General features: G+C 74.1%; 13 protein-coding genes. 10 read left to right on the top strand and 3 right to left on the bottom strand.

Annotated elements, in window-relative coordinates:
- The first annotated feature begins 2 nt into the window (after window positions 1-2).
- From recN to FIC82_RS13005, 8 genes are all read left to right on the top strand, one after another.
- Window positions 3-1,721 (top strand): DNA repair protein RecN, encoded by a 1,719-nt coding sequence (gene recN / locus FIC82_RS13040; RefSeq protein WP_168732289.1) that lies wholly within the window; start codon window positions 3-5, stop codon window positions 1,719-1,721.
- A gap of 6 nt (window positions 1,722-1,727) precedes the next feature.
- The gene (steA, locus tag FIC82_RS13035) at window positions 1,728-2,915 is read left to right on the top strand and encodes a putative cytokinetic ring protein SteA (RefSeq protein ID WP_154798833.1); all 1,188 of its coding nucleotides are present in this window, start codon (window positions 1,728-1,730) and stop codon (window positions 2,913-2,915) included.
- Window positions 2,916-3,029: 114 nt separating this feature from the next.
- Window positions 3,030-4,121: a copper transporter gene (locus FIC82_RS13030; protein WP_154798832.1), complete on the top strand. Its 1,092-nt coding sequence runs from the start codon at window positions 3,030-3,032 to the stop codon at window positions 4,119-4,121.
- Window position 4,122: 1 nt separating this feature from the next.
- Window positions 4,123-4,962 (top strand): hypothetical protein, encoded by an 840-nt coding sequence (locus FIC82_RS13025; RefSeq protein WP_154798831.1) that lies wholly within the window; start codon window positions 4,123-4,125, stop codon window positions 4,960-4,962.
- Window positions 4,959-6,602, top strand: a complete 1,644-nt coding sequence (gene murJ / locus FIC82_RS13020) for a murein biosynthesis integral membrane protein MurJ (RefSeq protein WP_336240037.1) — start codon at window positions 4,959-4,961, stop codon at window positions 6,600-6,602. The genes FIC82_RS13025 and murJ overlap by 4 nt, the downstream gene beginning before the upstream one ends.
- A gap of 64 nt (window positions 6,603-6,666) precedes the next feature.
- A complete protein-coding gene (locus tag FIC82_RS13015) occupies window positions 6,667-8,352 on the top strand; it encodes a CTP synthase (RefSeq protein ID WP_168731835.1) in 1,686 nt (561 codons plus the stop codon).
- Window positions 8,353-9,021 (top strand): NUDIX domain-containing protein, encoded by a 669-nt coding sequence (locus FIC82_RS13010; RefSeq protein ID WP_168731834.1) that lies wholly within the window; start codon window positions 8,353-8,355, stop codon window positions 9,019-9,021.
- A gap of 58 nt (window positions 9,022-9,079) precedes the next feature.
- On the top strand, window positions 9,080-9,922 hold the full coding sequence (locus FIC82_RS13005) for a formylglycine-generating enzyme family protein (RefSeq protein ID WP_168731833.1): 843 nt from the start codon (window positions 9,080-9,082) through the stop codon (window positions 9,920-9,922).
- Window positions 9,923-10,177: 255 nt separating this feature from the next.
- Here FIC82_RS13005 and FIC82_RS13000 read toward each other — a convergent pair whose 3' ends face one another.
- From FIC82_RS13000 to FIC82_RS12990, 3 genes are all read right to left on the bottom strand, one after another.
- On the bottom strand, window positions 10,178-11,143 hold the full coding sequence (locus tag FIC82_RS13000) for a COX15/CtaA family protein (RefSeq protein WP_168731832.1): 966 nt from the start codon (window positions 11,141-11,143) through the stop codon (window positions 10,178-10,180).
- Window positions 11,144-11,207: 64 nt separating this feature from the next.
- The gene (locus tag FIC82_RS12995; protein ID WP_154798830.1) at window positions 11,208-12,011 is read right to left on the bottom strand and encodes an ABC transporter permease; all 804 of its coding nucleotides are present in this window, start codon (window positions 12,009-12,011) and stop codon (window positions 11,208-11,210) included.
- A complete protein-coding gene (locus FIC82_RS12990) occupies window positions 12,008-12,970 on the bottom strand; it encodes an ABC transporter ATP-binding protein (protein WP_168731831.1) in 963 nt (320 codons plus the stop codon). The genes FIC82_RS12995 and FIC82_RS12990 overlap by 4 nt, the downstream gene beginning before the upstream one ends.
- Window positions 12,971-13,203: 233 nt before the next feature.
- Here FIC82_RS12990 and FIC82_RS12985 point away from each other — a divergent pair, with 233 nt between their 5' ends.
- Window positions 13,204-14,046 carry a helix-turn-helix transcriptional regulator gene (locus FIC82_RS12985; RefSeq protein WP_154798829.1) on the top strand — a complete coding sequence of 281 codons (843 nt, stop codon included), beginning with the start codon at window positions 13,204-13,206 and terminating at the stop codon, window positions 14,044-14,046.
- A 102-nt stretch (window positions 14,047-14,148) separates the two neighbouring features.
- Window positions 14,149-15,609: a Fe-S cluster assembly protein SufB gene (gene sufB / locus FIC82_RS12980; RefSeq protein WP_141390547.1), complete on the top strand. Its 1,461-nt coding sequence runs from the start codon at window positions 14,149-14,151 to the stop codon at window positions 15,607-15,609.
- Window position 15,610: the final 1 nt, after the last annotated feature.

Below are 15,610 nucleotides of genomic sequence, written 5' to 3'. Positions count from 1 at the left end.
GCGTGCTCGAGGAGATCGCGATCGAGAACCTCGGCGTCATCCGGTCGGCCCGGGTCCCGGTGGGGTCCGGCCTGACCGTGATCACGGGCGAGACGGGCGCGGGCAAGACCATGGTGCTCACGGGGCTCGGGCTGCTCATGGGCGGCAAGGCGGACCCGGCGACGGTGCGCCCTGGCGCGTCGAGCGCCGTCGTCGAGGGGCGCGTGCGCGTCGCCGACCGGCCGTCGGTCGCGCAGCGGGTCGACGACGCGGGCGGTGAGGTGGACGACGACGGCACCGTCGTCATCCTGCGCACGGTCGCGGCCGAGGGTCGCTCGCGTGCGCACCTCGGCGGACGGAGCGTCCCGCAGGGCGTGCTCGCGGAGATCGCGGACGACCTCGTCACCGTCCACGGGCAGTCGGACCAGCTCCGCCTGCGGACGGCGAGCCGGCAGCGATCTGCGCTCGACGCGTTCGCGGGCCCGGCGCACGCGGAGCTGCTCGCGCAGTACCGCGACGCGTGGACCGAGCGGTCGGCGCTCCAGGCGGAGATCGACGACATCGAGACGCGCGCGGGGGAGCGGGCCCGGGAGGCGGAACTGCTGCGCCTCGGCGTCGCCGAGGTCGAGCGGGTCGCGCCGCAGCCGGGGGAGGACGTCGAGCTCGCCGCGCTGGTGGCGCGTCTGGGCAACGTCGAGGAGCTGCGGGTCGCGGCCCAGCTCGCCCACGACGCCGTCGCCGGTGACGAGGCGGCGGAGCAGCAGGAGAACGCGGTCGTGTCGGTCGACCGCGCGCGCCGCGCGCTCGAGTCGGTGGCCGGGACGGACCCGGTGCTGGCCCGGCTCGGGGAGCGGCTCGCCGAGGTGGGCTACGTGCTCGCCGACGTCGCGACGGAGATCTCGGGCTACGTCGAGGATCTCGCGGCCGACCCCGCCGGTCTCGAGACGGCGCACGCGCGGCTCGCCGAGCTCGGGACGCTCACGCGCAGCTACGGGGAGACGGTCGACGACGTCCTGGCCTGGGCGAGCGACGCCGGTCTTCGCCTCCTCGACCTGGACGACGGCGGCGAGCGGCTCCTGGCCGCGACCGCCCGCCGGGACGAGCTCGACGCCACGCTGGAGCGCCTCGGGACCGCGATCACGGCCTCGCGCGCGCGTGCCGCGGCGGAGCTCGCGACGGCCGTGACGGACGAGCTGCGCGGGCTGGCCATGGGCGGCGCGAGCCTCGTGGTGGACGTCGAGCGGGCCGAGGAGCCCGGTCCGTGGGGCGTCGACGTCGTGACCTTCTCGCTCGTCGCGCACGCCGGAGCACCGGCTCGACCGCTCGGCAAGGGCGCGTCGGGCGGTGAGCTGTCGCGCGTCATGCTCGCGATCGAGGTCGCGCTCGCGACGGCGGCGGTCGACGGCACCGGGCAGGTGCTCCCGACGTTCGTCTTCGACGAGGTGGACGCGGGCGTCGGCGGCAAGGCGGCGGTCGAGGTGGGTCGTCGCCTCGCGTCCCTCGCGACGCGCGCCCAGGTGGTCGTCGTGACCCACCTCGCGCAGGTCGCGGCGTTCGCCGACGTCCAGCTCGTCGTGACGAAGTCGTCGGACGCCGGCGCGGTCACGGTCACGGGTGTGCGCGAGGTCACGGGAGACGAGCGCGTCCGTGAGCTCGCGCGGATGCTCTCCGGCCAGGAGGACTCCGACGCGGCCCGCCGTCACGCGGTGGAGCTTCTCGAGTCGTCGGTCGTGGGACGATAGGGCACGATGAGACTCACTCTGCGCAAAGCCTCCCTGCCGGAGGCCGGGTCCGGCACGCTCGGCCCGGCCAAGGTCGACACGCGCACCAAGGCGCTGACGAAGCGGCTCCAGCCCGGTGACGTCGCGGTGATCGACCACGTCGACATCGACCGGGTCGCGGCCGACGCCCTCGTGGCGGCCAGGCCGTCCGCCGTCCTCAACGCCGCGAAGTCCGTGTCGGGGCGCTACCCGAACCTCGGGCCCGACGTCCTCGTCGAGGCGGGGATCGTGCTCGTCGACGACCTCGGACCGGCGATCATGGCCGTCCCCGAGGGCCGCGAGCTGCGGCTGGACGGCGGCAAGGTCTACCTGGGCGACGACCTCGTCGCGGAGGGAGCCCTCCAGAGCGAGGAGACGGTCGCGCGCAGCCTCGAGGAGGCGCGAGCCAACCTCTCGGTCGAGATCGAGTCCTTCGCCGAGAACACGATGGACTACCTGCGTCGCGAGCGCGACCTGCTGCTCGACGGCGTCGGCGTCCCGGACATCCGCACGCCGATCGACGGCCGGCAGGTCCTCATCGTCGTGCGCGGCTACCACTACCGCGAGGACCTCGCGACGCTGCGCCCGTACATCACGGAGTACCGCCCGGTGCTCATCGGCGTGGACGGCGGCGCGGACGCGATCCTCGACGCCGGGTGGAAGCCGGACATGATCGTCGGCGACATGGACTCGGTGTCCGACCGCGCGCTGAGCAGCGGGGCGGAGATCGTCGTGCACGCCTACCGGGACGGCAAGGCGCCCGGGCTCGAGCGCGTCCAGGAGCTCGGCGTGGAGCCGGTCGTGTTCCCCGCCACGGGCACGAGCGAGGACATCGCGATGCTCCTGGCCGACGACAAGGGCGCCGAGGTCATCGTCGCGGTCGGCACGCACGCGACGCTCGTGGAGTTCCTCGACAAGGGCCGCGCGGGTATGGCGAGCACGTTCCTCACGCGCCTGCGCGTCGGGGGGAAGCTCGTCGACGCGAAGGGCGTCTCCCGCCTGTACCGGCACCGGATCTCCAACCTGCAGCTCTGGCTCCTCTCCCTCGCCGGGCTGCTCGCGGTGATCGCCGCGCTGTGGTCCACGGCCGCGGGCCAGACGTTCTTCGGGATCGTGGGCGCCCGGTTCGACGACCTGTGGTCGTGGGTCGGGTCGCTCTTCTCGGGCGGCGGCTGACGCCACCGCGGGCGCCGGTCCGCCCCTCGGGCAGGACCGCGCCCGCCCCCGCACCCCGCGGGACCCTGACCTTGCCAGCACGCAGCAGCACGAACCGAAGGACACCACCGCACAGTGATCGACTTCAGGTACCACATCGTCTCGTTGATCTCGGTCTTCCTGGCCCTGGCCGTCGGGATCATCCTCGGCGCCGGCCCGCTCCAGGGCGCGATCGGCGACCAGCTCACCGGGCAGGTCGAGCAGCTGCGCACCGAGCGCAACGAGCTGCGCGACCAGCTCGACCAGGCGAACGTGACCCTCGGTGACGGCTCCCGGTACATCGAGGCCGCAGGCCCGCAGCTCGTCGCCGGCTCCCTCCAGGACCGCCGGGTCGCCGTCGTCGACCTCGACGGCGCCGACAACGAACGGGACGACGCGATCGCGGAGCAGCTCGAGACGGCGGGCGCGTCGGTCGTGGGGCACGTCCGCCTCACCGACTCGTGGACCAGCGAGGACGAGGAGAGCGCGCGGCAGACGGTGGCCGAGGGCCTCGGCGACAAGCTGGGCGAGGTCCCCGAGGACGCGACGCCCGAGCAGCGGCTCGCCCGCGCGCTCGCGCTCGCGCTCACCGGCTCCGCCCCGACGAGCTCGGAGGAGCGCAGCGCCGAGGCCGTCGAGCTCGAGGCGCTCCTGGAGCGGTTCGCCCTCGTCGACGTCGTGACGGAGCAGTCGTTCCCCGCGGACGTGGTGCTGCTCCTCGGCGGGCCCGCACCCGAGCAGGCCGCGGCCCCGGCCGCGGAGGGCGAGGAGGCGCCGGAGCCGGACACCTACGTGGTCGACATCGAGGTCCAGGTCGCGGTCGCCGCGCAGGAGGTCGCCGAGGCGGCTCTCGTCGCGGGACCGAGTGCGGTGTCGGGGGACGTCGTCTCGACGATCCGGGCGAACGAGGACCTCGCCGCGACGCTCTCGACCGTCAGCGGCATCGAGGCCGAGCCCGGGCGGATCAACGTCCCGCTCGCCCTCGCGGCGCGCATCGCCGACCAGGTGGGGCAGTTCGGCTTCGAGGAGAGCGCGACGGCGGTCATCCCGCCCGCCGTCGAGCTCCCGCCCGTGACGCGCACGACCTCGTCCGACGCCGGTGCCCAGGACACCGCGGCAGGCGATGCCGCGGGCGACGGGGCCACGGCGGACGTCGAGCAGACCGACGCGGTCGCGGGGGAGGGCTGAGATGGCACGCGCGCTGCGGACGCTCGTGGCGGCGGGGGTCGCCGCCGTCGTGACGGCCTCGGCTCGTCGGGCCGCGGAGACGCGAGCGCCCGGCGGTGCGGATCGCTGGACGCGCACCAACCATCGCGGCGAGCCGATCAGCCTGCTGGAGGGCCCCGCGGTCACCGCGGGTCTCGTCGCGGGCACGCTCGCCGCGGGCGGGGACGCGCGCACGCGTGCTGCCGTGGCGCTGGCGACGGCGAGCGCGGGCACCTTCGGGCTCGTGGACGACCTCGCCGAGGACACCACCACGCGCACCAAAGGGCTGCGCGGCCACCTCGGCGCGCTCGCGGAGGGCCGGGTCACGACCGGAGGGATGAAGATCCTCGGGATCAGCGGCGTCTCGCTCGTCGCCGCGGCCATCGGGACGCGACGGACGGGCGGCGCGTTCGGTCACCTCGTCGACGTCGGCGTGAACGGCGCGCTCATGGCCGGCACGGCCAACCTCCTCAACCTCCTGGACCTGCGCCCCGGCCGCGCTCTCAAGGCTGCCGGGGCCGCGTCGCTGCCCCACCTCGCGACGTGCGCGGCCCCCACGACGGGTGCCGTCCTCGGAGCCGCGGCCGCCGCCGCACCCGGTGACCTCGGTGAGCGCGACATGCTCGGCGACTGCGGCGCGAACGCGCTCGGCGCGGCGCTCGGCTCGCAGGTCGCGTTCGCCGCGCCCCGGTCGGTGCGCTGGCTCGTGCTCGCCGGCGTGGTCGGGCTGACCCTGGCGAGCGAGAAGGTGAGCTTCTCGAAGGTCATCGAGGGCAACGACGTGCTGCGGCGCGTGGACACGTGGGGCCGGCGCCCGGCGTGAGCGCGCGGGCGGGGCGGCTGCGCGCCGCCACGGGCACCCTGGCGGGCGCCGCCGCGATGATCACGCTCGTGACGGTCGCGAGCCGGCTCGTCGGCTTCGCGCGGTCGCTCGTGCAGTCCGCGGCGGTCGGCACGGAGGGCGTCGGCTCGGCGTACACGGCGGCGAACCTCCTGCCGAACGTCCTGTTCGAGGTGGCCGCGGGCGGCGCGCTCGCAGGATCCGTGGTCCCGCTCCTCGCCGGTCCCATCGCCCGGCGCGCGGGCACGGAGGTCTCGCGCATCGCGTCGGCGCTGCTCGGCTGGACGCTCGTCGTGCTCGTCCCGCTCGGTGCGCTCCTCGCGCTCCTCGCGCAGCCGATCGCGGCTCTCCTCATGCGCGAGCACCCCGAGCTCGTCGACGTCACGGCGACGTTCGTGCGCGTGTTCGCGCTCCAGGTCCCGCTGTACGGGCTCGCGGTCGTGCTCGGGAGCGTCCTGCAGGCGCACAAGCGCTTCTTCTGGCAGGCGTTCTCGCCGCTCCTGTCGAGCCTCGCGGTCATCGCGGTCTTCCTCGTCTTCGCCGGCCTCGCGGGTGACCCGAAGGACGTGGCCGCGGTGTCGGGCAAGGCCATCGCCTGGCTGGGCTGGGGCACCACGGCGGGTGTGGCGGTCCTCGCGCTGCCCCTCGTCCTCCCGGTGCGCCGGCTGGGCGTGCGGCTGCGGCCCACCCTGCGGTTCCCGGGCGGCGAGGCGGTCCGGGCGCGCAACCTCGCGTTCGCGGGGATCGGTGCGCTCGTCGCGCAGCAGCTCTCCGTCCTGGCGATCCTGGGCGCGTCCTACCGGTTCGGCCCGGAGCAGACCTTCCCGACCTACTGGTACGCGCAGCAGGTGTACCTGCTCCCGTACGCGGTGCTCGCGTTCCCGCTCGCGACGAGCGCCTTCCCGCGCCTCGCGGAGCACGTCGCGCACGCCCGCCACGACGCCTACCGGCGCCTGCTCGCGACCACGACCCGCACGCTGCTCGTCGTCGCCGGTCTCGGGGCCGCCGCGCTGATCGCCGCGTCCGCCGCCGTCGAGGCGGTGTTCGCCCGGGTCGCGACGGGCTCGGTCGAGGGGCTCGGGGGAGCCGTCGCGGGCATGGCCGTCGGCATCGTCGGCTTCTCGCTGATCCTGCACCTGTCGCGCGCGCTGTACACGATCGACCACCAGCGTGTCGCGGTCGTCGTGACCGCCACGGGGTGGCTCGCGGTGGCCGCGACCGCGTACGTCCTGCCCGCCGTCACCGGCGTCCGCGACCAGGCGGGGGTGCTGCTCCAGCTCGGGCTCGCGACCACGGTCGGGATGTCGGTCGCGGGTGCCGGTCTGCTCGTCGCGACGCGGCGGCACGCTGGGCCGGAGGCGACGCACGGGGTCCCGCGGACCCTCGCCGTCGTCGCCGTGGGCGTGGCCCTCGGCGCGCTCGCGGGATCGGCGGTCTCGGGCGCGCTCCTGCCCGACGACGCGGGCTGGCTGCCCGCCGTCGGCGTCGGAGCCCTCGCGGCCCTCGTCGCGGGGGTCGTCGTCGTCGGGGTGTCGCTCGCGGGGGACCGTGCGGCCCTGCTCGGCGTGGTGCGCCGTGACCGGACGGGCAGCACGCCCCCGGAGGACGAGCCGGCCCCGTAGACGTGGCGCGTCGCACTGCCCGGCCCGCGTGCCGCCGTCGGCCACGCTGTTAGGATGGAGTTCCGTGGCAGATCACCTGAACCGGCCCTCCTCCCGACTCAACGCCTCGGGCGCTCGCACCGAGCACCGCACCGCGCACGTCTTCGTCACCGGCGGCGTCGCCTCCTCGCTCGGCAAGGGCCTCACGGCTTCCAGCCTCGGTCGTCTGCTCCGCTCGCGCGGCCTGCGCGTCACCATGCAGAAGCTCGACCCGTACCTCAACGTCGATCCCGGGACGATGAACCCGTTCCAGCACGGCGAGGTGTTCGTCACCGAGGACGGTGCCGAGACGGACCTCGACATCGGTCACTACGAGCGCTTCCTCGACGTCGACCTCGAGGCGTCCGCGAACGTCACGACCGGCCAGGTCTACTCGCAGGTCATCGCGCGCGAGCGGCGCGGCGAGTACCTCGGCGACACGGTCCAGGTCATCCCGCACATCACCGACGAGATCAAGGCGCGCATGCGCGCCCAGGCCGGTGAGGACGTCGACGTCATCATCACGGAGATCGGCGGCACGGTCGGCGACATCGAGTCCCAGCCGTTCCTCGAGGCCGCGCGCCAGGTGCGCCACGAGCTCGGCCGCGACGACGTGTTCTTCCTCCACGTCTCCCTCGTGCCGTACATCGGGCCGTCCGGCGAGCTCAAGACGAAGCCGACGCAGCACTCCGTCGCAGCCCTGCGCTCCATCGGTATCCAGCCCGACGCGATCGTGCTCCGTGCGGACCGCGTGGTCCCCGAGCCGGTCAAGCGCAAGATCGCCCTCATGTGCGACGTCGACAACGAGGCCGTCGTGAACGCCGTCGACGCGCCGAGCATCTACGACATCCCGCGCGTGCTGCACTCCGAGGGCCTCGACGCGTACGTCGTGCGCCGCCTCGGCCTGCCGTTCCACGACGTCGACTGGGACGGCTGGAGCCAGCTCCTCGAGCGCGTGCACCAGCCCGCCCACCAGGTCGAGGTCGCGCTCGTCGGCAAGTACATCGACCTGCCCGACGCGTACCTCTCGGTCACCGAGGCGCTGCGTGCGGGCGGGTTCGCGAACGACGCGAAGGTCACCATCCGCTGGGTCGCCTCCGACGAGTGCCAGACCCCGGCCGGTGCGGACGACGCCCTGCACGGCGTCGACGCCGTCCTCGTCCCAGGCGGGTTCGGAGTGCGCGGCATCGAGGGCAAGCTCGGCGCGCTGCGCTGGGCGCGCGAGAACAAGGTCCCGACGCTCGGGATCTGCCTCGGGCTGCAGTCGATGGTCATCGAGTACGCGCGCAACGTGCTCGGCATCGACGACGCGTCGTCGACCGAGTTCGACCCCGGCACATCCCACCCCGTCATCGCGACGATGGAGGAGCAGCTCGCGATCGTCGGTGGCGACGGCGACCTCGGCGGCACGATGCGCCTCGGGTCGTACGAGGCCGCGCTCACGCCTGGCTCGGTCGCCGCCAAGGCCTACGGCTCCGAGCGCGTCACGGAGCGCCACCGCCACCGCTACGAGGTGAACAACACCTACCGCAAGCAGCTCGAGGAGGCGGGGCTCGTCATCAGCGGGACGTCGCCCGACTCGTCGCTCGTCGAGTTCGTCGAGCTCCCCGCGGACGTGCACCCGTACTACGTGAGCACGCAGGCGCACCCGGAGTTCAAGTCGCGCCCGACGCGCTCGCACCCGCTGTTCGCGGGCCTCATCGGCGCAGCGCTCGAGAACCAGGCCGACTGAGTGGCCGCCGAGGCAGGGTCTGCGCCGGCCGGGACGTCCGACGGCGCACCCGTCGTCGACGCCCTCGCCCCGCGCCCGGTCGTGGAGACGGAGGTCGTGCACGCGGGTCGCGTGTTCGACCTGCGCTCCGACGTGGTCGACCTCGGGGACGGTGGCCGCGTCACGCGCGAGTACCTCGACCACCCCGGCGCGGTCGCGATCGTCGCGCTCGACGAGCAGGAGCGGGTCCTGCTGCTGCGGCAGTACCGCCACCCCGTGCGGCGCGAGCTGTGGGAGGTGCCGGCCGGCCTGCTCGACGTCGTCGGGGAGGACGGGCGGCTCGCCGCGGCACGCGAGCTGGCGGAGGAGTCCGACCTCCAGGCCGCACGCTGGGACGTCCTCGTCGACTACTTCACGACGCCGGGCGGCTCGAACGAGGCGCTGCGCGTCTTCCTCGCGCGCGACCTGTCGCCCGTCCCCGAGGACGAGCGGTTCGAGCGCGAGGCCGAGGAGCTCGACATGGAGCTGCGCTGGGTGCCGCTCGACGAGGCGCTGCGCGGCGTCCTCGCGGGCGAGGTGCACAACCCCTCCGCCGTCGTCGGGATCCTCGCCGCCGCCGCGTCCCGCGCCGCCGGGTGGGCGTCGCTCCGCCCGGCCGACGCACCGTGGCCGGAGCGCCGCGGCGGCTGACGCCTCCGACGGTCCCGGGCCGACGAACGGCGCACCGCCTCGGGTAGCGTCCTGGGGCGTGGGCCCTCCTCTTCCCGACCTCGTCCCCGTCCCGGCCGGTCGGCTCGACGTCGCCGACGCGCGCACCGGGGAGTCGCGCTCCGTCACCCTGGAGCCGTTCCGCGTCGCGCGCACCCCGGTGACCGCCGGTCAGCACCGGGCCGTCCTCGATGCCGTCCTCGATGCCGACGTGCTCCGCCCGCACCCCCAGGGTGGCCCGTCGGGTGTCGACGACGACGTGCCCGTGCACGGTCTGACGTGGTTCGAGTCGGTGCGCTGGTGCAACGCGGCGTCCCGGGTGGCGGGCCTGGACCCGGCGTACCGGGTCGAGGGTCGGGACGTCCGGTGGGACGTGCGGTCCGCGGGCTACCGGCTCCCGACCGAGGCCGAGTGGGAGCACGCCTGCCGCGGCGGGACGAGCGGCCCGCGATACGGCCCGGTCGGCGACGTCGCGTGGACCGCGGACGACGGCGTCGACGGTCCACGCCCCGTCGCCACGCGGCTCCCGAACGCGTTCGGTCTCCACGACACGCTCGGCAACGTCTGGGAGTGGTGCTGGGACTACGCCGACACCGCCCGCTACGGCGAGTACCGGAGCCTGCGGGGCGGCGGCTGGGCGGACCGGACCTGGAGCGTGCGCGCGGGGGTTCGTCGTGGCAGCGCGCCCGACGCGCGCATCGAGGACGTCGGGCTGCGCGTCGCGCAGGGTGCCGTGGGCGAGTCGGGCGTCCCTGCCGCCCAAGGGTGGTCGGACGCGGAGGACCGCGCCCGGGCGCGGGTCCCCGGCCTCCTGCCGCTCGGATGGACGCCGTTGACGTTCCCGTCCGCCGAGGCGGCTGACGCCAAGGGCACCGAGCACTAGGTCTGACGACGCGCTCGAGCACGACGTCATGCGTCCGACAGGTCGAACCGTGCACGTGTCCCCTCGATGGCGAGCCCGCCGCCCAGGATGGGCGGTCGTCCCGTCGAGCAGGTGGTCTCGGCTGGTCCAGGATGGCTGACGAGCCAAGGTCGCCTGTTCGGCCTGCCAGGATCGCCTGGTCAAGCCGCCGCGCGCGGAGCTGGTCGCACTGTTGGGGCGCTGGCGCCGGGCCGGGCCGGCCGAGCTACCGAGCGCTCAGGCGCGGGTGCGGGTCGTCAGGACGACGCGCGTCGAGCCGGCGACGAGGAGCGCCGAGCCGAGCATGTGCAGGCCCACGAGGAGCGCGGGCAGGCCCGTGAAGTACTGGACGTACCCGATCAACCCCTGGGCCAGCGTGATGGCGAGCAGGAGCCAGGCCGCGCGGCGCGGCTCCCGCGGCCCGCGGCGGACGCTCACGAGGTACGCGACGAGGACCGCGACGAACACCCACACGGCCCACGCGTGGAGCTTGCTCATGAGCGCGGGATCGACGGCGAAGCGGTAGCCGACCTCCTCGTCGCCGCTGTGCGGGCCGGCGCCGGTGACGATGACTCCGAGGACCACGACGAGCGCCGTCAACCCGTACAACGTCCAGGCGAGCGCGCGCGAGCGCGGCGCGACCGTCGGGACGGGCGGCCCGTCGCCCTCGCCGGACCGGTGCAGGAGGAGCAGCGAGACGGAGACGAGCGCGGCCGAGACGACGAAGTGCAGGGACACCCACCCCGGGTGCAGGTGCAGCAGGACGATCACGCCGCCGATGACCGCCTGCGCGGCGACGCCGAGCAGCGGGACGGCGCCGAGGAGCCGGTAGGACAGGACGCGCGAGCGGTCGGTCCACACGAGCACGAGGGCCGCGATCGCGATGACGCTCAGCACCCCGGTGAGCGTGCGGTTCCCGTACTCGATGAACTGGTGGTACGTCGTCTCGGGGTGGAACTTCGCCGCGAACTGCCCGGGCTCGCACTGCGGCCAGGTCGAGCATCCGAGCCCCGAGCCCGTGAGCCGTACCGCACCGCCGGTGACGATGATGCCGATCTGCGCCACCAGGTTCGCGACGAGCACCGGCCGGGTCCACCGGCGCAGCGGCGCGAGCCGGTCCGGGCGGGCGGCGCCGTCGCCTGACGCGGCGCCCGCCGGGCTGTCGGCGGGAGCGGGGTCGAGCGCGGGGGGCGGGGTGCTCACGGACCCACGGTATCGGGGCGCGTGGGCGGCCCCGGAATCCCGCAGGTGTGAGATGCGCCCGGGCTCAGGTCCAGCGGAAGAGCTTGCCCGCGCCCCAGCCGAGCGCGGCGGTCCAGCCGAGCAGCACGACGACGGAGAACGGCGGCACAGCACCGTCGAGCAGCGCGCCGCGCATCGCCTCGCCGAGCGCACCCGACGGCAGCAGGAGCGCGACGTGCTCGAGCGGTCCGGGGAGCTGGTCGGCCGGGACGAGGACGCCGCCGCCGACGGTGAGCAGCACGAGGACGAGGTTCGCGACGGCGAGGACGCCCTCGGCGCGCAGCGTCCCGGCGAGCAGCATCGCGAGCGACGTGAAGGCGGCGGTCCCGAGCAGCACCGCGAGCACGGCCGCGGGGATGCCTGCAGGGTCGGGCTGCCAGCCAAGCGCGAGCGCGACCCCCGTGATGACGACGACCTGCACGACCTCGACCGCGAGGACGCCGAGCACCTTTCCCGCGAGGAGACCGCCGCGGCCCAGGGGAGTGGTCGACATGAGGCGCAGGACGCCGTTGCGTCGGTCGAACGCGGTCGCGATGGCCTGGGACGTGAACGCCGTCGACATCACGGCGAGCGCGAGCACGCCCGGCGTCACGAAGTCGACGCGCGTCGCGCCGCCCGTGTCGAGGTCCACGAAGGACGTGAGGACGAGCCCGAGCAGGAGCATGACGGGCAGGATGATCGTCACGAGGAGCTGTTCGCCGTTGCGCAGGATCATGCGCGTCTCGAACGCCGTCTGGGCCACCACGCGGCGCCACGCGGGTGCGGCGAGCTCGGCGGCCCCCGTCCGGCTCTCGGCCTCGGGCGTGGTCGACGTCGGGGTCGCGCTCATCGCAGGTGCCGTCCCGTGAGGTCGAGGAACACGTCCTCGAGCGTGCGGCGGCCCACCGTGACGCGCGACGCGAGGACGCCGCGCGCGGCGAGCCACGTCGTCAGTGCCACGAGCGTCGCGGGGTCGGCGGGGCCGGTGAGGGTGTACGAGCCGGGTTGCGGCTCGGCGATGGCCCACGCGCCCGGGGCGACGCCGTCGGGCACGCCCGTCCCGGCGAGCGCGGCGCGCAGGCCGCCCAGGTCGAGCGCAGGAGTCGCCTCGAAGCGGACGGTGCGGTCCGCCTCGCCGTCGGCGCCGGTCTCGAGCAGGTCGCGCGTCGCGCCCGCGGCGATGACCTTCCCGTGGTCGACGACGTAGACGTGGTCGGCCAGGTCCTCCGCCTCGTCCATGAGGTGCGTGGTGAGGACGATCCCCACGCCCTCGGCGCGCAGCTCTCGCACGAGCTCCCACACGGCGTGGCGGCTCTGCGGGTCCATCCCCGCGCTCGGCTCGTCGAGGAAGACGACCTCCGGACGCCCGACGATCGCCGCGGCGAGCGCGAGGCGCTGCCGTTGGCCGCCGGACAGCCGCCGGACGGTCGTGCGCGCGAAGCTCTCCAGGCCGAGGCGCTCGGTGAGCTCGCCGACGTCGCGCGGCCGCGCGTACATCGACGCGACGTGCCGCAGCATCTCCAGGGCGCGCACGCCCGTCGGCAGCCCGCCGTCCTGGAGCATGACGCCGACGCGCGGGCGCAGGTCGCGCGCGTCGGTCAGGGGGTCGAGCCCGAGGACCTCGACACGTCCGGCGTCCGGGGAGCGCAGGCCCTCGCAGCACTCGACCGTCGTGGTCTTGCCGGCGCCGTTGGGGCCGAGCACCGCGGTGATCGCGCCCAGCTCGGCAGTCAGGGACACGCCGTCGACGACGGCACGACCGTCGTAGCGCTTGACGAGGTCGTGCACGAGCACGGCGGGGGCGGGCACCCGGCCGATTCTAGGGGGCGGGTCCGCCGATCAGGGTCGGCGCCCGGCCCGGACCGCACGGGTGTCGCGTACGCCACATCTCGACACCTCAGGGGGTGGTCTGAGGGTCGCCTTGCTTGCGTTCGGGCAATTAGGGAACAACCATGTTGTCTATATCGGTTCCAGATCTGTCACCCCGTGTCAGGCCGCGCCAAGCGCACGCGCGCCCACGGGACGAACCACGGGAGGTGAGCATGGCCGCAGGATCCGTCCGACCGGACGCGCTGCGCGCTGCCACCCCCGCAGGCGGTCAGACCGCGGCGCCGACCGCTGTGCCCGCCGCCGACGTCGACCGCCGCACGCGCGAGCGCGTGCTCGAGCTCGTGGCGAGCGCGGGCCCCGTGAGCGCCGCCGACCTCGCCGCCACGCTCGGGATCACCCCCGCCGCCGTCCGGCGCCACCTCGCCCTCCTCGAGGAGGACGATCTCGTCGCCGTGCACGACGCCGGGCACCCCACCGGGATGCGCGGACGCCCCGCGCGGCGGTACGTGACGACGTCGGCCGGACAGGGTGAGCTCAGCGGCACCTACGCCGACCTCGCGACCCAGGCGCTGCGGTACCTGCGCGACGTCGCGGGCCCGGACGCCGTCGAGCGCTTCGCCCAGGACCGGCTCGCCGAGCTCGCCGACCGCTACGCGGGTCGGCTCGACGCGGGCGACGTCGAGGGCCGGGCCGCCCAGCTCGCGGCGGCGCTCGCGGACGACGGCTACGCGGCGAGCGTGCGCCCCGTGCCCGGCACCTCCGCGGTCCAGCTGTGCCAGGGCCACTGCCCGGTGCAGCACGTGGCCGAGGAGTTCCCGCAGCTGTGCGAGGCGGAGGCGCAGGTCTTCGCCAAGCTGCTCGGCTCGCACGTGCAGCGCCTCTCGACGCTCGCGACGGGCGCGCACGCGTGCACGACGAACGTCCCGGTGGGCATGCCCGTCCCGGTGCCCGCACCGCGGGCGGCCCGCCCGCTCCGAGACCACGACGGCCATGCTCACGCAGGCCACGACCACGACGTCCGGGCGCGCGGTCGCCCGACGTCGGGCGAGACCTGACCCGAGGGGCGCACCGCCGCCCCGAGGCACGCACGACACCCCCCGCACGAACCTTGTACCGACTGCCCCCGCCCGCACACGACGGACAGTGGAAGGACGACCATGAGCGCTCCCACCCAGGACGCCACCGGCACGGCCCAGCCGACCGGTGAGAAGCAGACCGACGACGAGATCATCGCCTCGATCGGTGCCTACGGATACGGCTGGCACGACAGCGACGCCGCCGGCGAGGCCGCACAGCGCGGCCTGTCCGAGGACGTCGTGCGCAACATCTCGGCGCTGAAGGACGAGCCCGAGTGGATGCTCAAGACGCGGCTCAAGGCCCTGCGCCTCTTCGACAAGAAGCCCATGCCGAGCTGGGGCTCCGACCTCACGGGCATCGACTTCGACAACATCAAGTACTTCGTGCGCTCCACGGAGAAGCAGGCCGCCTCGTGGGACGACCTGCCCGAGGACATCAAGGAGACGTACGACAAGCTCGGGATCCCCGAGGCGGAGAAGCAGCGCCTCGTCGCGGGCGTCGCCGCGCAGTACGAGTCCGAGGTGGTCTACCACCAGATCAACGAGGAGCTCGAGCGCCAGGGCGTCATCTTCCTCGACACGGACACCGCGCTGCGCGAGCACCCGGAGCTCTTCCAGGAGTACTTCGGCACCGTCATCCCCTCGGGCGACAACAAGTTCGCCGCGCTCAACTCGGCCGTGTGGTCGGGCGGGTCGTTCGTCTACGTGCCCCCGGGCGTGCACGTCGAGATCCCGCTCCAGGCCTACTTCCGCATCAACACGGAGAACATGGGCCAGTTCGAGCGGACGCTGATCATCGCGGACGAGGGCTCGTACGTGCACTACGTCGAGGGCTGCACCGCGCCGATCTACTCGTCGGACTCGCTGCACTCCGCGGTCGTCGAGATCATCGTCAAGAAGAACGCCCGCGTGCGGTACACGACCATCCAGAACTGGTCGAACAACGTGTACAACCTCGTGACCAAGCGGGCGACCGCGGCCGAGGGCGCGACGATGGAGTGGGTCGACGGCAACATCGGCTCCAAGGTCACCATGAAGTACCCGGCGATCTACCTGCTCGGCGAGCACGCGCGCGGCGAGACGCTCTCGATCGCGTTCGCGGGCGAGGGCCAGCACCAGGACGCCGGGGCCAAGATGGTCCACGCGGCGCCGCACACGTCGTCGTCCATCGTGTCGAAGTCGGTCGCGCGCGGCGGTGGCCGCACGTCGTACCGCGGCCTGGTCCAGGTCCTCGAGGGCGCCTCGCACTCGGCCTCGACCGTGCTGTGCGACGCGCTGCTCGTCGACCAGATCTCCCGGTCCGACACCTACCCGTACGTCGACGTCCGCGAGGACGACGTGTCCATGGGGCACGAGGCGACGGTCTCGCGGGTGAGCGAGGACCAGCTGTTCTACCTCATGTCCCGAGGCATGGAGGAGACCGAGGCGATGGCCATGATCGTGCGCGGGTTCGTCGAGCCCATCGCGCGCGAGCTGCCCATGGAGTACGCGCTCGAGCTCAACCGCCTCATCGAGCTGCAGATGGAAGGGTCCGTCGGCTGAT

Source organism: Cellulosimicrobium protaetiae, assembly GCF_009708005.2.
Taxonomy (GTDB): Bacteria; Actinomycetota; Actinomycetes; order Actinomycetales; family Cellulomonadaceae; genus Cellulosimicrobium; species Cellulosimicrobium protaetiae.
The sequence above is the reverse complement of the archived record's forward strand: the minus strand, read 5'-3'. Positions and strand labels throughout refer to the sequence as shown.

Bases quoted from the DNA above. Each gene is read 5' to 3' on its own strand.
- steA (WP_154798833.1), top strand. From the start codon at position 1,728: ATGAGACTCACTCTGCGCAAAGCCTCCCTGCCGGAGGCCGGGTCCGGC.
- FIC82_RS13025 (WP_154798831.1), top strand. From the start codon at position 4,123: ATGGCACGCGCGCTGCGGACGCTCGTGGCGGCGGGGGTCGCCGCCGTC.
- FIC82_RS12995 (WP_154798830.1), bottom strand. From the start codon at position 12,011: ATGAGCGCGACCCCGACGTCGACCACGCCCGAGGCCGAGAGCCGGACG.
- FIC82_RS12985 (WP_154798829.1), top strand. From the start codon at position 13,204: ATGGCCGCAGGATCCGTCCGACCGGACGCGCTGCGCGCTGCCACCCCC.
- sufB (WP_141390547.1), top strand. From the start codon at position 14,149: ATGAGCGCTCCCACCCAGGACGCCACCGGCACGGCCCAGCCGACCGGT.